The 20,530-nt window shown below is 69.2% G+C and carries 19 protein-coding genes and 1 pseudogene; 6 read left to right on the top strand and 14 right to left on the bottom strand.

Features of this window, described 5'->3' with window-relative positions; translation table 11 throughout:
• From HY68_RS35030 to HY68_RS35005, 6 genes are all read right to left on the bottom strand, one after another.
• Window positions 1–851 (bottom strand): CocE/NonD family hydrolase (locus HY68_RS35030; RefSeq protein WP_277816782.1); only part of this gene is annotated, 851 nt, incomplete at its 3' end.
• 76 nt (window positions 852–927) lie between these two features.
• Window positions 928–1,770 (bottom strand): TetR/AcrR family transcriptional regulator, encoded by an 843-nt coding sequence (locus HY68_RS35025; RefSeq protein WP_041999663.1) that lies wholly within the window; start codon window positions 1,768–1,770, stop codon window positions 928–930.
• Between the two features lie 112 nt (window positions 1,771–1,882).
• The gene (locus HY68_RS35020) at window positions 1,883–3,121 is read right to left on the bottom strand and encodes an acyl-CoA dehydrogenase family protein (protein WP_198533488.1); all 1,239 of its coding nucleotides are present in this window, start codon (window positions 3,119–3,121) and stop codon (window positions 1,883–1,885) included.
• A 64-nt stretch (window positions 3,122–3,185) separates the two neighbouring features.
• Window positions 3,186–3,737, bottom strand: a complete 552-nt coding sequence (locus tag HY68_RS35015; RefSeq protein WP_041999657.1) for a nuclear transport factor 2 family protein — start codon at window positions 3,735–3,737, stop codon at window positions 3,186–3,188.
• Window positions 3,738–3,882: 145 nt separating this feature from the next.
• Window positions 3,883–4,920, bottom strand: a complete 1,038-nt coding sequence (locus HY68_RS35010) for a hypothetical protein (protein ID WP_041999654.1) — start codon at window positions 4,918–4,920, stop codon at window positions 3,883–3,885.
• A gap of 14 nt (window positions 4,921–4,934) precedes the next feature.
• Window positions 4,935–5,630 (bottom strand): hypothetical protein, encoded by a 696-nt coding sequence (locus HY68_RS35005; RefSeq protein ID WP_041999652.1) that lies wholly within the window; start codon window positions 5,628–5,630, stop codon window positions 4,935–4,937.
• Window positions 5,631–5,704: 74 nt separating this feature from the next.
• Here HY68_RS35005 and HY68_RS35000 point away from each other — a divergent pair, with 74 nt between their 5' ends.
• The gene (locus HY68_RS35000; RefSeq protein WP_241778860.1) at window positions 5,705–6,355 is read left to right on the top strand and encodes a TetR/AcrR family transcriptional regulator; all 651 of its coding nucleotides are present in this window, start codon (window positions 5,705–5,707) and stop codon (window positions 6,353–6,355) included.
• A gap of 21 nt (window positions 6,356–6,376) precedes the next feature.
• On the opposite strand, the gene HY68_RS34995 is transcribed toward HY68_RS35000, so the two are convergent.
• Window positions 6,377–7,012: a TetR family transcriptional regulator gene (locus tag HY68_RS34995; protein WP_041999645.1), complete on the bottom strand. Its 636-nt coding sequence runs from the start codon at window positions 7,010–7,012 to the stop codon at window positions 6,377–6,379.
• Between the two features lie 118 nt (window positions 7,013–7,130).
• Here HY68_RS34995 and HY68_RS34990 point away from each other — a divergent pair, with 118 nt between their 5' ends.
• The gene (locus HY68_RS34990) at window positions 7,131–8,873 is read left to right on the top strand and encodes a CocE/NonD family hydrolase (protein ID WP_041999642.1); all 1,743 of its coding nucleotides are present in this window, start codon (window positions 7,131–7,133) and stop codon (window positions 8,871–8,873) included.
• A 148-nt stretch (window positions 8,874–9,021) separates the two neighbouring features.
• Here HY68_RS34990 and HY68_RS34985 read toward each other — a convergent pair whose 3' ends face one another.
• The 7 genes from HY68_RS34985 to HY68_RS34955 form a co-directional block, all read right to left on the bottom strand.
• Window positions 9,022–9,909 carry an NAD(P)H-binding protein gene (locus tag HY68_RS34985; protein WP_198533487.1) on the bottom strand — a complete coding sequence of 296 codons (888 nt, stop codon included), beginning with the start codon at window positions 9,907–9,909 and terminating at the stop codon, window positions 9,022–9,024.
• 5 nt (window positions 9,910–9,914) lie between these two features.
• A complete protein-coding gene (locus HY68_RS34980) occupies window positions 9,915–11,048 on the bottom strand; it encodes a DUF3500 domain-containing protein (RefSeq protein ID WP_052457471.1) in 1,134 nt (377 codons plus the stop codon).
• Complete coding sequence (locus tag HY68_RS34975) at window positions 11,045–12,658, bottom strand: bifunctional 3-(3-hydroxy-phenyl)propionate/3-hydroxycinnamic acid hydroxylase (protein WP_041999637.1); 1,614 nt, start codon at window positions 12,656–12,658, stop codon at window positions 11,045–11,047. Before HY68_RS34975 ends, HY68_RS34980 begins: the two co-directional genes overlap by 4 nt.
• Window positions 12,655–13,764 carry a zinc-binding alcohol dehydrogenase family protein gene (locus HY68_RS34970; RefSeq protein ID WP_052457470.1) on the bottom strand — a complete coding sequence of 370 codons (1,110 nt, stop codon included), beginning with the start codon at window positions 13,762–13,764 and terminating at the stop codon, window positions 12,655–12,657. Before HY68_RS34970 ends, HY68_RS34975 begins: the two co-directional genes overlap by 4 nt.
• The gene (locus HY68_RS34965) at window positions 13,761–14,948 is read right to left on the bottom strand and encodes a CoA transferase (protein WP_041999635.1); all 1,188 of its coding nucleotides are present in this window, start codon (window positions 14,946–14,948) and stop codon (window positions 13,761–13,763) included. The genes HY68_RS34970 and HY68_RS34965 overlap by 4 nt, the downstream gene beginning before the upstream one ends.
• On the bottom strand, window positions 14,945–15,199 hold the full coding sequence (locus tag HY68_RS34960) for a cupin domain-containing protein (protein ID WP_157874487.1): 255 nt from the start codon (window positions 15,197–15,199) through the stop codon (window positions 14,945–14,947). The genes HY68_RS34965 and HY68_RS34960 overlap by 4 nt, the downstream gene beginning before the upstream one ends.
• A 77-nt stretch (window positions 15,200–15,276) precedes the next feature.
• Entirely contained in the window at window positions 15,277–16,107 is an 831-nt protein-coding gene (locus HY68_RS34955; RefSeq protein ID WP_041999631.1) for a fumarylacetoacetate hydrolase family protein, read from the bottom strand.
• Window positions 16,108–16,368: 261 nt separating this feature from the next.
• On the opposite strand from HY68_RS34955, the gene HY68_RS34950 reads away from it, so the two are divergent.
• The 4 genes and pseudogenes from HY68_RS34950 to HY68_RS34935 all read left to right on the top strand — a co-directional run.
• Window positions 16,369–17,043, top strand: coding sequence for an FCD domain-containing protein (locus tag HY68_RS34950; protein ID WP_041999629.1), 675 nt, complete (start codon window positions 16,369–16,371; stop codon window positions 17,041–17,043).
• A 345-nt stretch (window positions 17,044–17,388) separates the two neighbouring features.
• Window positions 17,389–18,570 (top strand): substrate-binding domain-containing protein, encoded by a 1,182-nt coding sequence (locus tag HY68_RS34945; protein WP_041999627.1) that lies wholly within the window; start codon window positions 17,389–17,391, stop codon window positions 18,568–18,570.
• Window positions 18,570–20,117, top strand: a complete 1,548-nt coding sequence (locus HY68_RS34940) for a sugar ABC transporter ATP-binding protein (RefSeq protein ID WP_041999624.1) — start codon at window positions 18,570–18,572, stop codon at window positions 20,115–20,117. The genes HY68_RS34945 and HY68_RS34940 overlap by 1 nt, the downstream gene beginning before the upstream one ends.
• A gap of 5 nt (window positions 20,118–20,122) precedes the next feature.
• Window positions 20,123–20,530, top strand: a pseudogene (locus HY68_RS34935) (ABC transporter permease); the annotation flags it as partial.

Raw genomic sequence — 20,530 nt, 5'->3', positions numbered from 1 at the left:
GGTGCCAGCGTGCCAGGGCTCTTGCCGCTGCCGGGTCCGTCGACCCGGACGACGGTGTAGCCGTTCGGCACCCAGGTAGCGGTGTTGACGGTCTCGTGGTTCTCCCAGGGGAGCCCGTCGGCGTTCCCGTGGAAGTACTCGTCCTCCATCTGCTCGTGCTCCTCCAGATCGGCGTCACCGCAGATGGAGTGGTGGTTGAACGCCTTGCCGTACACACCGCAGCCCATGATCACCGGGTACGCGCCGTCCTCCGCGGGGCGGAACACGTCGGCGTAGAGGTGCGAGCCGTTGCTGAGAGGGATCTTGACGTCGCGGAAGCGGCGGATGCCCATCGCGTTGCGGCGCAGCTCGTTGCGGGCGGCGGCGGGGGAACACAACTGCCGCGGTGTGCGGTCCTCGAAGACGCCGGCGCCGTCGAGGTCGGCGAGCAGCGAGACGATGACGGGATCCTGGGTGAAGGCCAGGATCTCATCGTCCTCCCGGCCCGCGAAGGCGATGTCATGCCGGAAGTCCAACGGGCGTGCGCCGATGATGTCGTGGACCTCGGGGGCTATCCGGGTGCCGTGGTCGAGCACTCCATCGCGGTCGAGGGTGAAGACCAGGCGGGCGATGTTGGTGAGGCCGGGGTCCTTCAGTTTGTGCGGGCTGCCGTCGACGCGGCTGACTATCTGCGTCAAGTTCACCTGAGGGGCGCACTTGACGGTTCCGATCGCGTTTTCGCCGAGGAGGAAGGCCATGCGCTCCCCGTCGCGGTACTGGAATTCGCCACGCTCGTTCGTCAGGCCGGAGCAGCTCGGTGTTTCGTACTTGATACCGCTGATGGGACCCGCGAGAACTCCGGTGCGGAGCATGCTGGAACCTCCTGATGTGAAGTGCTGTTGCGGCCGGGCGACGGCGTGGATCGCCGTCGCCCTGTTGGCCGTCGCGCTATTCCTGCCTGGCCTCGTCGCCCGGCGGGGGCAGGGCCACGGCACGGAGAAAGGCCTGGGCGAGCGTCTCGATCGTTTCTTCTTTGCTGGGCAGGTCTGCCGCGGCGACCTGGCTGGTGACGGGGCGCAACAAGAAATGGTGGAAGATCGGCCCGGTCATCATCTGGGTGAGCAGCATGGGCGGGAGATCCCGGACCCGGCCGGCGGCGGCTTCTTCGGCGAGCCACGCTCCGAGGCCTGCCAGGAGGCGCGGAGTGAGTGTCTGGAAGACCATCAGGACGTTGGCGTCGCCGGGGCGGGCGAAGACCTCCGCCAACAGGGCGGGCAAGACACGCGGTTCACGTTCCAGCGTGTCGACCATGAGCCGCGTGAGGCGCCGGACGGTGTCCTCCAGGTCACCGCGCGACGTGGCAAAAAGCGCCTCGACGTCGACGGTGGGGCTGTAGCGCTCGAACACCAACCGCAGCAGTTCGTCACGTCCTCCGAAGGTCGCGTAGAGGCTGGGTACGGAGCACTCGGCGGCAGCCGCCACACGTTCGAACGTGACCGTGCCGAGTCCCTGCGTACTGATCAGGGTGCCTGTGACCTCGATCGCCCGCTCTCGGACCGGCTTGCGTCCCCCGGGTTCGACGCCGGCCGCGCGCAGCGCCTCGTCCAGGGCGTGCCGACTGCCGCCGATCCGGCGTACCAGTGTGCTGCGGGAGATCCCGGCCTCCTGGGCGATGTCCCGGAGGGTCACCTCGGCCACGGAGACGCCACGCGCTTGTGCGGCCCGCAGGGTTGCTCCGACGATGTCCTGGGGGACGATCTGCTCGTCCGCCGACTTATCAGTACGTGACATGTTGATAAATCTACTATGCAGTCGCGTACCAGACCTGCGTGGTCCCGGCGGGCGAAGTCGGGTCATCGGATTCCTCCTCGCACGTGGCGCGTCGGCGTTCTCGCTCGGCTTGTTATGAACGGCGTTCGAGCACGCTCATGGACGCCGGCGGCGCCTCCGATCCGCACAGCTCCCGTCCGACGTTCTCCATCCAGGTGTCGATGCCGTGCGCCGCGTGCAGGCTGCCCGCACGGCAGTTGCGCGCGATCAGCTGAAGCGGCTGCCGTTTGGTGATCGCAGACGCCCCGGACGCATGGAAGAGCGTCTCGACGGCAGAGCCGCACGCGTCCCAGATGTACGCCACGTCGGTGTGGAGCTGGAGGGTGTCAGGCTCGGCGGGGTCCGCCTCCGCTGCCTCCAGCCGGTCGAGCTGAGCCACCGCGGCGTCGGCCACCGCTGCCGCCGCCCGGATCTGGGTGTGGGCGCGACCGACGGTCAGGTGCGTGATCGGCGCGTCGGCCTGTTTCGCGTACGGCGAGTACGGGATGCCACGCTTCCCGATCGCCCCCAGGAACACCTCCATGGCGTGGTCGGCCATGCCGAGCGCGACACCCGCTCCGGTGACGAGCGAGCGGGCGAGGCCTCCGGGACGTGGTCCGAGGCCCCGCTCGGTGAGCCCGGCGAGCCGCTCGGTGAGCCGCTTCGGAGTGCTGAAGTACGCGTCGGGGACGAACAGTTCGCCGTCCGTCGCCACGGTCTGGCTGCCCGTGGCCGCCATCCCCATCGCGTCCCAGTCGTCCCTGGCCGCAAGCGAATCCTTCGGGACGAGCACCATCCCGACCTTCGCGTCGTCCACCTCGTCGTAGAAGACGGCGAGATAGCCGTGGGACGCGTGAGCACTCCCCGTCGCGAAGGGCCATGCGCCCTTGATCATCCAACCGCCGTCGACCTGCCGTGCGGTCCCCGACATACGCCGGCTGGTCCCGCCCACCGCGAAGGTGCGATTGCCGACCCACGGCGACTCGTACACCGGGGCGACGACGTCGTCGTCGAAGGCACAGCTCCACAGGTTCCCGCCCGCGGCCGCCCACACCATCCAGCCGGTCGCCCCGCATCCGGAGCCGAGTGCACGGAAGATGTCGTGCACCTCCCGGGTGGTGAAATCCGCTCCCCCGTACCGCTTCGGTGTCGTCAGGCCGAACACACCGGCCGCGTCGAGACGCTCGATGGTCTCCTGCGGGATGCGCCGCTGCCGCTCGGCCGCGGCCTGGTGCTCGCGCAGCCAGGGCCGCAACTCCACGACGCGGTCGATGATCTCCTGCGCCTTCGACTGGCCGATGTCCGCCTTGATGCCCTTTGACATATACCTCATCGCCTCCTGGTCGTCGTCACGTTCACACTTCGCCGCGGCCGTCATGGCATCCGCGCGCCCCGGATCAGCTGGGCCAGTCCTTCTCCGCCGTCGGCGTGCCGTGAAAGCCGGCAACCGGGCGCAGGCTGGGGTCGGTTCCGTCCCGCATGCCCACGGAGGCGTCCGGGTGGTCGTCGAACCATCCGTCGGAGGGGTACTGGTACATCCAGTCGACGAGAAGCCTGCGGCGCGCGATCAGCCAGACACCGTCGCGCCGCTCGAACCGGTCGAGGTAGCGCCCCCAGAGTTTGACGTAGGCACCCTTCCACTGGTGCTTCTCCGAGCCCTGGTGATAGGCGTTCAGGTACGTCTCGACATGGGCGACGTCGGGCCCGTCGAACTCGACCAGGCTGTTGCCGAGGAGATGCATGGTGCGGACGAACCGCGGCATCTCGCCGGACAGGAAGTCGACGAATCCGTCGACGGAACCGATATGCAGGCTCTCAGGGAACTGGACCCAGGCGTCGCCGTGGAAGCCGCCCCGGACCAGGCTCATGTCGACCCGGTCGAGACCGCGGCAGTAGCGCAGCAGCACGTCGTGGATCTCCGCACGTGAGCTCAGTTCTTCGACATTCATCGGCGTATCTCCTTGTCGATATGACAACGCGTCATTACCGCGCTTCGTCGGGCGCGGCAGTCGCCCCACGGCGCCCCGCCGATGCGTGACACTTGGGTAAACCTACTGTGTACTCGCGTTCCAGTCGAGAGGTGTGCGTCAGCTTTCAGGGGGTGACGGGTTCGCGCCGTGAGGTCTCGACGCCCCCCGAGTCGAAGGCCGGTGCGGAGCGGGACGGCGCAGTACGCCTTCCGCGCCGGTCGGCGATCAGCACGAGGGCGACCCCGACGACGACCCAGACGGTCAGAACCAGGGCGGGGAGGCCGTCACCCACCCCGCCGAAGAAGGCGTTGACACGCAGAAGGCTGCCCGAGGCGCCCGGCGGAAGCAGCTGACCGAGGGTCGCCCATCCGTCGGGGAGCCAGTGCGGACCGGTGGCCAGACCCGAAAGCGGGTTGCCCAGCAGCATCATGACGGCACCGCCGAGGGCGAAGCCGGCGACGCCGAGGAGAGCTTGGAGGCCGAGGAGGGTCGTGGACATGGCCGTCATGCCGAGGATGACCCCGAGCGCGGTGAGCCCGTAGTCGCCGTCGATCGAGTGCGTACCGAACTGGAGGACGGCGACGACGGCCGCGCCCGCCGCGACGGAGAACAGCACGGCTCCCGTCAGACGTGTCCGCAGCCCGCGATGGCCGGGGAAGACGCTGCCCAGGATCAACGCGGGAAAGATCCCGCCGAAGATCATGGGCATCAGTGCCGCGGTCATCCCCGCGCCGCGTGGGTCGTCCTCGGTGAACGGCACCAGTTCGTGGACTGTGGCCTGTGTCGTGTTCTGTGCTGCGACGCTGTCACCCAACCCGGTGAGCGCGCTGGTGACGGAAGGGCCGCCGGCGGTGGCGGTGTAGACGTCGACGCCCTGCGCGGTGATCGCCAGACCGCCCGCGATGTCGCCCTCTTTGGTGGCCGACTCGACGGCATCGGTGGTCGCGTAGCGACGGACGTCCCACTGCGGGCCGTCGATGTTCTTGTGGAGGGCCTCGACTGCCGGCCGGGGCCCGGTAGCACCTATGGGTACGTGGTGCGGTCCGCTGTGCAGCGAGGGCAGTGCGAAAGCGCACAGCATGGTGGTGATGAGGGCCGCCAGGCCGAGGACGACCAGGGTCAGTTTGCGGCCCGCACGGGGTGGAGCGGAGTAGTCGGACACGGCGAACCCTCACCTCAGCTACGGACGGCCGCTGCGGCGACGATCCAGTTCCTGAACTCGACGGCGTAGTGGCGCAGGTGGTGTTCGAGGACGTCGTCGGGGCTCGTGACGGGGAAGTAGACGGTCAGGTTGGCGGTGAATCCGTCGGCGGTGTCGCCGAACTGGATGAGGGCCCGGCCGACGACCGTGCCATCGGCCAGGAAGAGGTTCGAGGACATCTTGCGCGGGAATTCCGACTCCGGGAGGAGCTCGTCCGCGTCCTCGGCCCAGGCCAGCGCGGCCGTCCCCCAGCCGCCCATGTAGAACGAGCAGACGTACGGGCCGATGTTCTCCACCACGCGTGCGCCGATGTCGTCGGTGCCCATCACGTAGTGCTCGGGGTGTGCGACGAGCAGTGCGTGCTCGTCGCCGGCGAAGGCCTCGTCCATCCAGGCCAGGAACGCGGCCGAGGTGAGGCCCTGCACGGCGAGCACGGTCGTGCCCGCCTTGAAGCGGTCCTTGGAAGTGCGCGCGCACTCGCGCAGGAAGGCGTTGCCCTCCTCGATGTCGGCTGCGAGAAGGTCGAGCAGGCCCTCGCGGCCCAGCCGGGTCCTGAAGCGGTCCAGGGCTCGGCGGGCGTAGAACAGCTCGAAATCGTCGATGCTCCCGGGGCCGGCGGGTCCTGAGGTGAGAGTCACGGACACGGACGACGGGGTCTGGCTGTCGGGCATGGTCGAACCTCCGGAGTAATATGTGAATGCGAATTCGCATTCATGTTCTGAGAGTACCCAGAGGAAGGCACCCGTTGTCAAAGGAGCCGGACCAGCCGGCGCGCTACCGGGAGCCCCGGCAGGCGCGCAGCGCGGCGACGCTGGCTCGCGTTCTGCGCGCGGCCGAGGACATCGCCTCCTCGTCCGGTCTGGAGGAGATGACGATCACCGGTGTCGCCGAGCGCGCCGGCGTCTCGGTCGGCACGATCTACCGCCGCTTCGAGGGGAAAGAGCAGCTGATCACCGCCCTGACGGAGCGGATGCTGGAACAACGCGAGCAGTACATGGCCGAGCAGCTGCGCGCGGCCGAGCCCTCACTCTCCGGCGCCATGGACGCCTACGCGCATGCCCTGCTGCAGTCCTTCGCCGACAGCAGCAACCTCTTCCCCGAACTGCTGCGCGCGCGGGTGACCGGCGCCCTCGACCGCGGGGCGCACACCATCACCGAAATCCACCGCCTGCTGCTCGAAGCGGCGGCCCCCTACACCGGCCAGATCCGGCGCTCCACCCCGCAGACAGCGCTGGACACCGTAGCCCGCGCCATCCTCGGCGCCTGCTTCCACAACTCCGTACGCCCCGACCCCGCCACCGGCGAAGCAGCCCAACATCAGTACGCGGACGAACTCAGCGACATGGCGATCGCCTACCTCCGCACTCCCGACCGCCGTGGTACCACGCAGAGCTGAACAGCCCACACTGCCGCGCTCCTACGTGCCGTCGTCGGCCTTCGGCGTGGGGACCAGCACGCTCTGGAGGGCGGGCCCGACGAGCGCGATCAGCCTCTCGCGCTCCACTCCGGTGAGCGTGGGGACACCGACGATGCCCCGCCCCACCACGAGCCCGACGAGCATCGACGACACGACGCCCACCCGGAGCATCGCGTCGTCGTCGACAGCACGCGCCGCCAGAGCGCCGACCAGCAGCCGCTCCTGGAGGAACGCGCGCAGCTGCTCGTTCGCCTGATCGTTGACGATGGCACCGCGGAGCATCGCCATGAGCGGCTCCGAGCTCCGCGCGTCCTCCTCCCACACGTCGAGGAACGCTCGGACGACGCGTTCACCGAGACCGTCGTCCGCCCCCTCGAACGCGGCGCTGAAGCGCGTCAACGCATCCGCCGGAACCGACATGACGGCGGCGAACAGCTCGTTTTTCGACCGGAAGAACTGCATCACCAGCGACGCGTCCACCCCGGCGTCGGCTGCGACCCGCCGGATCGTGGTCGCGGTGAAGCCGTCAGCCGCGAAGCGGGCGCGGGCTGCGGCGAGGATCGCCTGCCGGGTCGTGTTCTCCCCCGGCCGGCGGCCGCGGGGCGCGGTGTTGGCGGGACTCGTAGGCGCGGTCATGCCCCAAAACTACCTCCCCGTAAAAATATCAACGGCTGTTGAGTTCTTGGATTCGCGGACGTACGCTCGCCACGTTGCCGGCGGCCGACCGCGGGCGCAGAGATGCGAGGAGCTCACCATGAGCGACGACCAGAAGGTGTTCACACCGTCTCAGCCGCTGGAGCCGGGTGACCGGTACGGGATCTTGAGCGGATTCGAGCCCGGGACAAGGACATTGGAGGCGGGATTCAGGATCGCGCCACCGTTCCGGCCCCTGCCGGTCGACATCGTCTTCGAGAAGGACGTGCCGGTCACCCTGCGCGACGGCGTCACGATCCTTGTCGACGTCTTCCGCCCCACGGGGACGGAAAAGGTGCCGGTCATTGTGGCCTGGAGCCCGTACGGAAAGGGCCAGGGAACATCCGCCAGCGTCCTCGGCATCTTCGGCATGGTCGGGCTCGACAACGGCGTCGTCTCCGGACTGGAGAAGTTCGAGGGCCCCGACCCGGCCTACTGGTGCGCGCAGGGCTACGCGATCTGCAACCCGGACATCCGCGGCGTGGGCAACTCCGAGGGTGACAGCGTCCTGTGGGACCGCCAGGAAGGGCGCGACTGCTACGACCTCGTCGAGTGGCTGGGCGTCCAGGACTGGTGCACCGGCAAGGTGGGGATGAGCGGAACGTCCTATCTCGCGGTCTCCCAGTGGTTCACCGCCGCCGAACAGCCGCCGCACCTCGCGGCGATCAACCCGTGGGAAGGCGTCAGCGATGTCTACCGCGACCTGGTGAGGCGTGGCGGCATGCCTGACACCGGGTTCGCCGGGCAGCTCCAGGACAACAGCTTCTTCGGCAACGGCCGGAAGGAGGACATCCTCGCGGAGGCCGAGCGCCACCCGCTGATCAACGGCCTGTGGGAGAACAAGATCCCACAGTTCGAGAAGGTCACCGTGCCCGCGTACGTCGTCGCCAGCTACTCCAACACCCTGCACACGGCGGGAACCTTCCGCGCCTGGCGCCGGATCGCGTCCGAGGACAAGTGGCTGCGCATCCACAACAGCCAGGAATGGCCCGACTATTACGACGAGGCGAACCGGGCGGACCTGCAACGGTTCTTCGACCGCTACCTCAAGGGCGAGGACAACAGCTGGGAGCAGACGCCGCGCGTGCGCTACTCGCTCCTCGACCTCCAGGGCGGCGACCGGGTGAACAACCCGGCAGACCAGTTCCCGCCGGCGGACGTCACGTCGGCGAAGTACTACCTCGACGGCCACTCACGGACCTTGAGCACGACAGCGCCCACCGCCGACACGGCAGCGGCCTATGTCGTCGGGTTCAGCCCGGACACGGTCTCGTTCGTGACGCGCTTCGACCAGGAGACGGTGCTGGTCGGCTACCCGAAGGCGCATCTCTGGGTCGAGGCGAAGGGTTCCGACGACATGGACCTGTTCCTCCTCGTCCAGAAACTCGACGCGTACGGCACACCGCTCCAGCAGTTCACCGTGCTCAACCAGGGGGCACGGATCCAGGACGTCACCGAGCGGGGCGCATCGATCCTGCGGTACAAGGGTTCCGACGGACGGCTGCGCGTGTCGATGCGGCACCTGGACAAGGCGCTGTCCACCGAGGACGTCCCCGCCCACAGCTTCGACCGGATCGAGAAGCTGGCACCCGGCGAGGTCGTCGACGTGGAGATCGACCTGCTCCCGGTCGGGCTCACCTTCCACCCGGGCGAGCAGCTTCGCCTCGTCATCAGCGGCCGCTCGCTCCTCGGCACGATGATGCCCGGAATCCGCGAGTACGCCCCTGCCAACAGCGGACAGCACATCATCCACACCGGGGGCGATCAGGCGTCGTATCTCCAGCTTCCGGTCAAGACGCCCTGACCTGAGCCCGGTCCCTCCTTCGTGAGCATTCGCGACGCCCCTCCCCGTGGGTGCTGGACGGCCTCACCCGATGTACGGGTGGTGCCCCGGCCGCTTCGCAACGGCCGGGGCACCACCTGGTCCGGGGTCAGCGGTAGGTGCGAGTGACTCAGCCGCCTTGAGGTCCCGTGGGCGCGGAAGCGGTGAAGGCGGCGAATTCCCTTCGGGTGAACTGCTCGAATGTCGTCGGGCGTCGGCCGAGCAGCCAGGTCAGCACGTTGGGGTTACCGATGAAGTCATGGCTGCTGTAGCGCTCGCTGATCGCTCTCAACAGCCGCGCCTGGTAAGGAAACTGGGTCGCGCTGTCGGCTCCGAGGGTCGCCTTGAGGAATGTTTCGGAGTCGATCCGCTCGGCCGCGATGTCACGACCGGTCACCTCCGCGATCACCCTCGCCAGATCGTGGGCCGTATACCGCCCCGGCGCGACCAGTTCGTACGTGGCGCCGGCATGCCGGTCGCTTTCGACGAGGACGTCGGCTGCCACTTCTGCCACGTCGCCCAGGTCCACCATCGACTGGTAGCGGTCGAGCGCCCAGGAGAGTGCGAAGACGCCTTTCTCGAAGGCGGGCGTAAGCCGGTGGCGCAGCATGTAGTTGGCGGGCTGGAGGATGGTGAACTCCATCCCTGACGAGATGAGGCATTCCTCTAGGTCGCGCTTGATCTCGTGTTGAACGAGATCGGTGATGATCGCGTGCAGCGCCGAACTGAAGACGAAATGCCGTACGCCCGCCGCCCGGGCGGCGTCGATGGAGGCGAAGCCCATGTCCCGTTCCCGGGGATGGAGGGCCGGTCCTACGTAGTAGACCTTCTCAACGCCCCGCATGGCCCGTGCCAGGACGTCCGGTTGGGCCATGTCTCCGACGACGATGTCGGTGACACCCGTCGCGCGGAGGGTTCGCGCCGATTCCTCGGAGCGGACACAGGCCCGGAAATCAACTTCGGCCGCCAGGAGTCGCGGGATCAGCAGCTTTCCCTGATTGCCGTTTGCCGCAGTCACCAGTATCAATGTTCGACTCCTGGGCCGGTGTGGTCGTGTTCGAGGTGGTGCTTGATCAGGAGGTCGGCGCCGAAGTCGTTGGAGGGGTCGCGCCAGACGCTGTGGACGTGGTTGGCGTTGTCCTCGGCGTTGTCGAACTCGACGAGGGTCACCGGGCCCTGGACGCGGAAGTAGTGAGGTTGGTCGATGGCCGTGCCGCCGGCCCAGGCGAAGTGCAGTTCGTCGGTGCCGCCGGCGGCACCGATGCGGTCCATCTCGTACCCGATCAGTCCCGGGCGGGCACGCTGGACGAAGTGGGCCAACAGAGCGTCGAAGTGGGCGCGCTGGGCGGCGGAGAGGTCGCCGGCGCGGATGCCGCGAGGATGGGCGCGGAAGTAGGCGAGGGCCTTGCGGTCGTCGTCGGTGATCATCGCGTCGCGCCGCCCGACACCATGGTGGGCGGGGTACTCGACCTCGCCGATGGTCGCGACGGTGCGGGTGACGAAGTCCGCCGGCGGCTTGGAGTGGATGACCGTCTGCTTCTGCTGGGGGCCGGTGAGGCTGTCCAGCAGGGCGAAGGCCGTGTCCTCCTCCTCGCCGAGGATGCGGAAGGGACCGAAGCGAGCGGGTTCGGCACCGAGCAGGAACGGGGTGGCGCTGACGAGGTCGCCGTCGACGACGGTGATGTTGACCGACAGGTGGTGCCCGACCAGCCGCCAGCCCCAGGTGGTGTCCGGCTGCGGCTGGCCGAAGAACGTGAGGTAGTAGCCGCGCGCGTCGCGGAAGGTGGCCGCGATGTGACCGAACACGGGCAGGTTGAGCTCACGGAGTACGTGCTCGTTGGTCATCACCTGGATCACCCGGGCGTAGGCGGGGATCGACATGGACTCGGCGATCAGCCGGTGCGCCAGCGCTTCCTGGCGGCGGTCGAGCTCTCCGAGCGGGAGGCCGTGCCGGCCGGACTCGGGCAGGAAGTTCCAGTGTGTCCGGCCCGGGTCGTCGTGAGGCAGCAGTACCCGGGTCCGCTGATCGGCACTCAGGCCGTCGAAGAGCCCCATCGCCGCGAACGTGACCGCGGTCGCGTCGAACGAGCCGCCCGGCCGTGGCCGGTGCGCCTCCGGGAGTCCACCGTCCGGGGGGACGTGTGGTGTTGACGTCATGGTGTTCCTTCCACCGGAGCCGGTTGGAGTGCCCCACGCAGGCGCGGGACGAAGCGCGGGATGTCGCTGTGCCTGCCGGCCGCGAACACGTAGAAGTCCGGCCGGGCGAGAACCGCCTCGCAGCCGTGCTCCGTGAACCAGCGCTCGTAAACCCCGTCGAGATCCTGGACGGGCCCCGCGCCCGACACGTCGGCGATGACGCCACCGATCCGCTGGAACCAGGCGGCGTCCTCGCCGCTCAGCACCTCGGTGGGATCGCCGACGCGGCTGATCAGCTGCCAGCCACCGCCGACGACGTCGTCGAACAGGCCCGTCCGGCCGGCGACCCGGACCTGGCCCTGCGGCGCCAGGCGCCCCTCCACTCCCCCGCCACTCGCGAGCGTCAGCGACGGCTCGCCCAGACGCGGGTGCGGGGGCTCTCGCGTGGCGGCCTCCGGATCACCCGATCGCTTCTTCATCTCGGCGTCCCGGGCCGCCGCCCGGCCGACGTCGAGTTCGCAGATGACACGGCCCGCGGCCACCGCCTCGTCGATGATCTCCCGGACGTGCCCGGTACGTTCGGGTCCGTACGTGTCGAGCGATGCGGGCGCCGCCAGCCCGCGGTGCACCATGCCCAGCCGCCAGGTCAGCGCCCGGGCGTCCCGCAGGCCCGAGCAGAGCCCCTGCCCGAGGAAGGGGGGCATCAGGTGGGCCGAGTCGCCCGCGAGGAACGCGTTCCCCTCGCGCCAGGTGTGCGCCCACCGCCCCCGGAAGGTGTAGACGGCGTGCCGTTCCAGCCGGGCGGTCCGCGGTGTCACGCCCCAGGGCGCCATGAGCCGCCAGGCTGTGCTGTCCTGACCCAGTTCCTCGACGGTCATGTCCGCGCGGCGCATGAACTCGAAGCGGCGGCGGCCCGGGCCGCTGTTGACCGCGGTGGCCGGCTGCGCCGGGTCGCAGTACTGGGTGACGAAGGCGCTCCACTTCTCCTCGACCAGCGGCTGGTAGTCAACGACCAGCCAGTCGGCCTGGAACCCCGAATCCCCGACGTCGATGCCGAGCTGGGAGCGGACGGCGCTGTTGGCCCCGTCGGCGCCGACGAGCCATCGCGACCGCACCCTCAGAGCCTCGGTCGGCTGCTGGGTGGGGGCGAGTCGCGCGGTCACTCCCCCGTCGCCCTGGGTCAGGGCCTGGAAGGTCCAGCCACGGTGGATCCGCACGCCGGGCGTCGCCTCCGCCAGTTCCTCGAGCGCCGCCTCAAGGTCGGGCTGGTAGAAGCCGTTGGTGTTCGCCCACCCCGATTCGGCGGGCCTGTTCCAGTCGATGGCCTGCAGGAGTTCGCCCTCGCCGTTGCGGAACTCGTACCCGCCCCGTTCGCCCTGGGACGGTTCGAACAGGTCGGTGTGTTCGGTCATGAGCCCTGCGGACTGGAGAATGCGGAGCGCCTCATGGTCGATGGTGCACGCCCGCGGGGACGGATAACGCCGCGGCCACCGCTCCACCACAGCCACCCGCAGACCGGCCTGACCGAGGAAGACAGCGGTCAGCAGCCCGACGGGCCCGCCCCCCACCACCAGACAGTCGACCACCGTCCGAACATCCCCGGCGGGGTCCTGCTCCGGAAAGGTCGTCATGCGCTCGCTCCCGCCGGCCGGTCGGCGTCCCGCGCGGGGCCGGGCGGTGCGGGAGTACGGGTCACGGTCGCGTGCTCCGGCTGTGTCGGGGTGGGGTGTGGACGGTGGCCGTCTTCGGTGAACATTACATATTTGACGTGCGGGGAGGTCGTCTGCGCGCGCCACGCGGCCGGGAGTTCAGCCAGGGGGAAGGTGCGGACCTCGACCTGGAGCCCACCGCCGCCGAGGGCGGTCCACAGCCAGGTCAGCGCTGCCTCCTTGTCGCGCAGCGGGGTGTGCAGGCCGGCGAAGCCGGACAGCGTGAGCTGCTTGCCGCGCAACAGCCCGGCCGGCACCCGCGCCGTCGCCCCTGCCAGGTTCCCGATGTTCACCACCCGGGCCCGTGGCGCGCACACCCGCAACGCCGCCTCCAGCGGCACTCCGTACAGGCCGTCGAGGACGACGTCCACCGGGCCGGCCGCGGCCAGCAACCGGTCTCCCAGCTCATCGGGTCCCTCGTCGGCGCGTAGTGCGACGACGGCGTCGGCGCCGAGGGCGAGCAGGCGGTCCAGCGCCACCTGGTCGCGGGCGAGGCCGATCACCCGGCCCGCACCGCTCCTGTGTGCCACCTGGACCGCGAGCTGCCCGACGGCGCCGGTGGCCCCCAGTACCAGCACCGTCTCCCCCGGGCGCAGGCCGGCGTCCTCGACCAGTGGCATGAACGCCGCTGTGCCGGAGTTGCCGACGGCCGCAGCCGACACCGGGTCGAGGCCGTGGGGCAGCGGCAGCAGTTCGTCGTCGGCGACGAGCACCTGCGCGGCGAAGGCGCCCGGCGTGGCCGGTGAGGCGTGGCATTCGGCATAGACCAGGGAGCCGGGCGGGTGGCGGTCGGAGTCGAGTACGACGCCCACGCACTCGCTGCCCGGGACGTAGGGCGCTGCGTGCCGGGCCGAGTGGAACGTCCCGGATGCGATGGCCAGGTCCAGCGGGTTCAGCGGTGCAGCGACCACCGACACCAGGGTGGTGTGGGGTGTCCGTCGCGGCAGCACGACCGAGCCCAGCCGAGGTTCGGCGCCGGGGGCGTCGACGATCGCCGCCGGGACGCGGTTCGCCGGTGTGTCGTTCATCGCAGCCAGCCACGAATCGCGGGTCCGTCGGCGTCGAGCAGGGGTGGCGCTTCGTGTTCGAGTCGGGTGCTCTCGCTCAGCTCACCGGCGGGTGACATGTCGAACGTGCGCAGGGCCATACCGGGGAGCGTGAGGGTGCCGAGCGTCTCGTGCTTGACGTCCACGGTGAGTCGCTGTGAGCGGGTCTGCTCCCATTGATACACCTCGTCGATGGTGCGGATGCGCCCGGCGGGGATGCCGGCCTCGGTGAGTTGGGCGAGCACAGTGTCGCGGTCGAGGTCCGCGAAGCGACGCTCGATGTGTTCGGTGAGCGCGTCGATGTTCTGGAGTCGGCTGGTGTTGGTGGCGTAGTCGGGGTCGTCGGGGTCGAGGCCGAATCGGGCGCACAGCCGTCGCCACATCGTCTCGTTGCCACAGGCGATCTGAACCAGCCCGTCGGCACAGCGGAACGCTCCGTAAGGGGCGATGGACGGGTGCCGGTTGCCCTGGGCCCGGCCCACTTCACCGGCGACCGTCCAGGCGGTGCCCTGAAAGGCGTGGATGCCGACGAGCGCCGCGAGCAGTGAGGTGCGTACGAGCTGTCCTCGGCCGGTGCGGTCCCGTTCGCGAAGTGCGGCCAGCACGCCGTAGGCGCCGTAGATTCCGGCGGTCAGATCGCCGACCGGGACGCCTACCCGCTGCGGGTGGTCGGGGTCGGGCCCGGTGAGCGACATCAGTCCTGCCTCGCCCTGGGCGATCTGGTCGTAGCCGGCCCGTCCGGCTTCGGGGCCGTCGTGGCCGAAGCCGCTGATGGACAGGGTCACGAGCCGGGGATTGAGTTCGGCGAGGCGGTCGGCGGTGAAGCCCAGCCGGTCGAGGACGCCCGGCCGGAAGTTCTCGATCAGGACGTCGGCCCGGCGGACGAGCTCGGCGAGGGTGGCCGCGTCCGGCTCGGATTTCAGGTCGAGGCTGATGGAGTCCTTGTTGCGGTTGCAGCTCAGGAAGTAGGTCGACTCGCGGTCGCCGGTGTCGGGCTGCATGAAGGGGGGTCCCCACCCGCGTGTGTCGTCGCCGGTGTCCGGCGCCTCGACCTTGATGACGTGGGCGCCGAGGTCGCCGAGCAGCATGGCCGCATGGGGTCCGGCGAGGGCCCGGCTCAGGTCGATGACCCGGATTCCGGCGAGCGGTGCGAACGGGGCGGTCATCGGTGGGGCCGAATCACGAACATGCTTGCCGGTTCGTCCGTGCCGTTGTCGACGGCACGGACGCAGCCGGCCGGGAGGAACAGCGAGTCGAGATGGGTGAGTTCGATCTGCTCGTCGTCGAGACTGATCGTCAACTGCCCGGTGAGGACGAGGTAGACGGTGTCGACGGGGACCGGTGACCGCTCGGCCTGGGCACCAGGTTCGTAGGTGGACAGCACCACACTGATGGACTCGTCCTCAGCGGTTCCCATCAGTCGGAGGGGGGACACACCGCTGTGTCCCTCCGGACGGAACGCCGAGGCGTCTTCGATGCGGTGCAGCCGCGCGGTCATGCCGTTACCTCCGGTGTCGCGATGATCGGTGTGCGAATGTGTCCGACGCGTTCGATCTCGACCGTCACGTCGTCTCCGGGGTGGAGGAAGCGGGGTGGTCGCCGGGCGTATCCGACGCCGTTCGGAGTGCCGGTGACGACGAGGTCACCCGGGTACAGCGTCATCGATCTGCTGAGGTAGGCCACGATCTCGCCGACGCTGAAGATCATGTCCGCGGTGTTGCCGTCCTGCACGACCTCGCCGTTGACGCGGGTGACGATGCGCAGCCCGGCCGCGGGGTCACCCACTTCGTCCGCCGTGACGATCTCGCTCATCGGACCGCTCCGGTCGGCGTTCTTGCCGACGGTCCACTGAGTCGTACGGTGCTGGGCGTCGCGGGCGGTGAGGTCGTTGAACACGGCGTAGCCGAAGACGGCTTGCAGCGCGTCGCCGGCCGATACGTTCTTCGACTCCCGGCCGATGACCGCCACGAGTTCCCCCTCCCAGTCCAGGCCCTGCTCACCGGGCGGGACCGGCGCGGGCGTGCCCGAGACCGTGAGCGACCGCGTCCAGCGGCCGAAGACGGAAGGGTGGGACGGCCGCTTGAACGTTCCTTCGGCCACGTGGGCGGGGTAGTTCAGGCCGACGCACAGGACGCGCGCGCCGGGCGGCACCGGTGGCACCAGAGCCAGACCGTCGAGGTCGAGGACGTTCCCCGGTGACCGCAGAACGGCTTGCGCGGGCTCGGCCCAGAACTGCTCCGTGCCGCCGAGCGGCACCAGCTTCGACTCGCCGTCCAGGCGGCCGATCGCGCCGCCCGTCGCCGTGCGGTACCCAACAAGTTTCATCGCAATGCCTTTCCAGCTTCGCCGTGCTCTCGTCAACGTCGGCCGGCAGTCGGCCCAACCGGGTCTCCAACCGCGCTGGAGCAGGCAGGACTCCGGGTGACGAGCGGCCCCTGGGTTAAATGGACCTAACCATTAGGTCCGGCCATCATGAGATCCGCAGCCGCTTCCGTCAAGGCGTCCGACGGTCCGAGTCACAGCCGGGCCCCCGCGGATCGGCCCGAACCCGGGTCGGGCATCGGCAGTATCCGTTAGGCTTCATTCATGGTCTTGCCTGCTCACCGAACCCGCGCCGAGGACGTCGTCCTCTACGTCGAGGATTCGATCGAGAAACGTGGACTGCGTCCCGGCGACCACATCGGCACCCGGGCCGACCTGCGCGAGCAGACCGGCGTCGCGAGGGCCACCATCAACGAGGCGATCCGGCTGCTGCAGGAACGGCGACGGATCGCGCTTCGGCCCGGTCCGGGCGGGGGGCTGTTCGTCGCGGCGACCGATCCCGTGGTCCGGCTCGGCCGCACGCTCCTCACCGTCCACGGCGAGCCACTGGCGGTCGCCGGGGCCATCGAGGTCCGCGAGCAGCTTGAACCGCTTGTCGCCGCACACGCGGCACAACACCGCTCGGCCAAAGACGGACGCGAGCTCAAGTCGCTGATCACCGCGATGAAGAAGAATCTCGACGACGTGTCCCAGTTCGTCTCGATCAACTGGGACCTGCACGTCCGCATCGCGGCGATCTCCCCGAACGCCGTACTGCGAGGCACCTACGTCGGCCTCTACGAGTTCGTCAACCAGGTCTCACTGGTGAACCCCCAGCCCCGCGACAACGACTACATGGTGCGGCGACTGCAGGTCCACACCGACCTGGTCACCGCCATCGTCGCCGGCGATGTCGACGCCGCGCGACTCGCCGCGGAAGCGCACCGCCACTCGAACTGAGCTCGGCAGCCACACCGGGCCCGTCAGGCAGGCACTTCGCCGCCCCGCCCGGGCGACGGCTGCCGTCCTGCCCTGAGACACCGAGCCGTCCTTCGACGCCGCCACGCCGACCGCAGCATCTCGCCATCAGGCCTAACCATTACCTCTGATACCCCACACCGAAACATGGGCGCCACCCCGCCGCAAAACCCTTGACACGCTCCTCGACGCGATGCAGGGTACGGCCTATTGGTTCGGCTCATTTACCTCGGGAACATGTCGCGGAGATTGCGGCGGAGGCAGTCCGGGAGCGAGCCCGTTCGCAGCATCACGTCCTTCCTTCGCAGACCAACCGGAGTGTGAAAGATGCTCGCAAAGTTCAGTGACCCGAGACGCGGCAGCGCCGCCCGCAAGAGGCGCTCGAACCGCCGTGACGTCTGGCGGATACCTGCCGCCTGCGTCTCGGCGCTCGCCGTTCTGTCGGTCGCGGCCTGCGGTTCCTCGTCAGGCTCGGCCGGTCCGGAGTCGGGGCAGCCGGCCAACGTCGCGGCGGCGAAAGCGGCACTCGCGGACTACACGGTTCCACCGACCGGCTTCCCGGTGGCCGACGCCCTGAAGCAGCGGCTTCCGGCCGGCAAGAAGTTCGTCTACCTGCAGTGCTCGACGCCCATCTGCGCCGCGGTGGGCACGTTCATCAAGGAGGCGGTCACTGCCCTGGGCGGGACGCTGACCGTGGTGAACGCAGGTGCCACGGCGCAGACGGCACAGGCCGCCGCGTCGAGCGCCAACGCGCTGAAGCCGGACGCCGTGCTCCTCGGCGCGATCGACCCGGCTCTGTTCGGCGGGGGCCTGAAGAAGCTCGCCGGTGCCGGCGTCAAGCTGGTCTCCCTTCAGATCGCCAAGGACGTGGAGCCGTACGGCATCACCTTCAACTACCTGGGCGAGGAGCTGAGCCGGCGCAACGGAAAGCTGCTGGCCGACTGGGTGATCGCCAAGAAGGGCGCGGGGGCCGAAGCGGTGTTCTACAGCGAGCCCGCCCTCGACATCTCAGCGCCGATGCAGAAGGCGTTCCAGGACGAGATGAAGAAGAACTGCCCGTCGTGCACGGTGCGCGTCGTCCCCATCGACGTGGCCACCATCGGAACCACAGCACCACGTACCGTCGTGACCGATCTGCAGGCCCACCAGGACACGAAAACGGCGGTGTTCGTCAGTCTCTCGGCAGCCGCCGGCCTGCCGGCGGCGATGAAGGCCGGCGGTCTCTCGGTCTCGACCGTGGGCTTCGGGCCCACGGCCGGCAACCTGCAGGACATCAAGGACGGCGGGCTGACGGCCGCGCTGAACATCGACTTCCCGGTGTCGACGTGGACGGCCGTCGACGCGGCGGCGCGTCTGCTCCAGGGTGCTCGGCCGACGGCGGGCGAGCAGGCCGGTGAGGTGCCCGAACAGTTCCTGGAGCGGAAGGACATCACCTTCGATCCGACGCGTGGCTGGTCGGCGTTCCCCGACTACGCCCAGCGGTTCGCCAAGCTGTGGCAGGTCTCCTGATGACCGACACCACGACGCCCCTGCTGCGGATCGAGCACATGTCGAAGACGTTCCCGGGTCTGAAGGCCCTGGACGACGTGTCGCTGGAAGTCCGTCCTGGCGAAGTCGTCGCGGTGCTGGGGCACAACGGTTCGGGCAAGTCGACCCTGGTCAAGATTCTGGCCGGTGTGCATCAGGCCGATCCCGGTACGGTCGTCGAGGTCCGTGACGCCGACGGCGAACCGGTGGCGGGCCCTGCGGCCCGCGAGGGTCTGCACTTCATCCACCAAGACCTCGGACTGGCCGACATCCTGACGACGGTGGAGAACCTCGGTCTTGGCAAGTCCGCGCGCGGACGGGCCTTCGCCCCCATCCGTGGCATCGCCGAGCGACGTCGCGCTCAGCAGCTCATCGCCCGGTTCGGCGCCGCCTTGGATGTGACGGTCCCGGTGGGCAGGTTGTCGCCGGCGCAGCGGGCGATCGTCGCCATCGCCCGGGCACTCGACGGCTGGACCCGTCCGGACAATGTGCTGCTGCTCGACGAGCCCACGACCGCGTTGCACGGCGATGAGGTGCGGGTGCTGTTCGAGGCGATCCGGCGGGTCGCCTCGTCCGGGGCCGGGGTCGTCTTCATCTCCCACCGCCTCGACGAGGTGCTCGAACTGGCCGACCGCGTTGTGGTGTTGCGCGACGGACGGGTGGTCGCCGAGCAGGCCACCAGCGAACTTGATCACGACAAGATCGTCACCCTCATCGCCGGTCGCGAGATCGCCGAGACGGCTGTGACGCGCCGGGACGTGCCCGGTGAGCCGGTGTTGAGCGTGACCGGCATCAGCGGCGCGGAGATCGCGGACTTCTCCCTGAACCTGCGGGCGGGTGAGATCGTCGGAGTCGGCGGCATCCTGGGTTCGGGACGCGAGCAGTTGGCACCCATGTTGTTCGGAGCTCAGCACCGATCCGGCGGCCAGGTGGAGGTCGGCGGGCGGGAGCTGAACCCCGACGACACCCAGGCGGCGATCGAGAGCGGAATGGCGTACGTACCGGCCGACCGCCGCCGTCACGGCGTGGTGATGGAAATGAACGTCCGGGAGAACCTGACACTGCCGCTGATGCGACCGCTGCGACGCTCCTTCGGACGTCTGGACAGGCGGACCGAGCGGGCACAGACCCACGCGTGGATGCACACCGTCGGGCTGCGCCCGGCCCATCCCGAGCAGCCACTGAAACTGTTCAGCGGTGGCAACCAGCAGAAGGTCGTACTCGCCAAGTGGCTGCGCGTCCGTCCCCGTGTGCTCCTGCTCGACGAGCCCACCCAGGGCGTCGACGTGGGCGCCAAAGCCGCGATCTACGAGTTGGTCCTGGCCGCCCGGCGGAACGGAACCGCCATCCTGCTGTGCTCCTCGGACACGAAGGAACTCGTGTCGTTGTGCGACCGCGTCCTGGTACTCAAGGAGGGACGGGTGGTCAGCGAGGTTCCGCGAGAGTCCCTGAGCGAAGAACGGCTGGTCCGTGACGAGTTGGGACTTCAGACGGCCGGAAGTCCCAGCGGCACGGGCAGACTGGAGTGAGCGAGATGCAGACGACCGAAGTCGCCGCGAGCCCCGAGCAGGTGACCGGTGAGGCGTCGCCGGGTGTGGTGCATGAGGTGCGCTGGCCGGGTCGACTGCGGCGGGCAGCGGCGTTCCGCAACGTCTCCGCTTTGTATCTGCTCGCCTTGATGGTCGCGGTGTTCGCGCTGTGGGTGCCGGACACGTTTTTGACGGCGGGGACATGGCGGTCGCTGCTGTCCGACCAGGCCGTCACCTGCCTGGTGGCGGTCGGGCTGGTGATTCCGACCGCGGCCGGTGTGATCGACCTGGCCATCGGCGCCGAAGTCGGCCTCGGCGCCATCCTCGTCGCCCGGCTCCTGGTCGGCCACGTACCTGTCCCGGCCGCGATCATGCTGTCACTCCTGGTCGGTGCGGCAGTCGGGGCGTTCTCC

The sequence above is a fragment of the Streptomyces sp. AcH 505 genome (assembly GCF_000818175.1).
Taxonomy (GTDB): domain Bacteria; phylum Actinomycetota; class Actinomycetes; order Streptomycetales; family Streptomycetaceae; genus Streptomyces.
The sequence above is the reverse complement of the archived record's forward strand: the minus strand, read 5'-3'. Positions and strand labels throughout refer to the sequence as shown.

Excerpts from the sequence above, each read along its gene's own strand:
- HY68_RS34960 (WP_157874487.1), bottom strand. The coding sequence starts at position 15,199 with ATGGGAACCGCTGAGGACGAGTCCATCAGTGTGGTGCTGTCCACCTAC.
- HY68_RS34945 (WP_041999627.1), top strand. The coding sequence starts at position 17,389 with ATGCTCGCAAAGTTCAGTGACCCGAGACGCGGCAGCGCCGCCCGCAAG.
- HY68_RS34970 (WP_052457470.1), bottom strand. The coding sequence starts at position 13,764 with ATGAACGACACACCGGCGAACCGCGTCCCGGCGGCGATCGTCGACGCC.
- HY68_RS35015 (WP_041999657.1), bottom strand. The coding sequence starts at position 3,737 with ATGAATGTCGAAGAACTGAGCTCACGTGCGGAGATCCACGACGTGCTG.
- HY68_RS34955 (WP_041999631.1), bottom strand. The coding sequence starts at position 16,107 with ATGAAACTTGTTGGGTACCGCACGGCGACGGGCGGCGCGATCGGCCGC.
- HY68_RS34980 (WP_052457471.1), bottom strand. The coding sequence starts at position 11,048 with ATGACGTCAACACCACACGTCCCCCCGGACGGTGGACTCCCGGAGGCG.
- HY68_RS34950 (WP_041999629.1), top strand. The coding sequence starts at position 16,369 with ATGGTCTTGCCTGCTCACCGAACCCGCGCCGAGGACGTCGTCCTCTAC.
- HY68_RS34940 (WP_041999624.1), top strand. The coding sequence starts at position 18,570 with ATGACCGACACCACGACGCCCCTGCTGCGGATCGAGCACATGTCGAAG.
- HY68_RS34990 (WP_041999642.1), top strand. The coding sequence starts at position 7,131 with ATGAGCGACGACCAGAAGGTGTTCACACCGTCTCAGCCGCTGGAGCCG.
- HY68_RS34965 (WP_041999635.1), bottom strand. The coding sequence starts at position 14,948 with ATGACCGCCCCGTTCGCACCGCTCGCCGGAATCCGGGTCATCGACCTG.
- HY68_RS35025 (WP_041999663.1), bottom strand. The coding sequence starts at position 1,770 with ATGTCACGTACTGATAAGTCGGCGGACGAGCAGATCGTCCCCCAGGAC.
- HY68_RS34995 (WP_041999645.1), bottom strand. The coding sequence starts at position 7,012 with ATGACCGCGCCTACGAGTCCCGCCAACACCGCGCCCCGCGGCCGCCGG.
- HY68_RS35005 (WP_041999652.1), bottom strand. The coding sequence starts at position 5,630 with ATGCCCGACAGCCAGACCCCGTCGTCCGTGTCCGTGACTCTCACCTCA.
- HY68_RS34975 (WP_041999637.1), bottom strand. The coding sequence starts at position 12,658 with ATGACGACCTTTCCGGAGCAGGACCCCGCCGGGGATGTTCGGACGGTG.
- HY68_RS35020 (WP_198533488.1), bottom strand. The coding sequence starts at position 3,121 with ATGAGGTATATGTCAAAGGGCATCAAGGCGGACATCGGCCAGTCGAAG.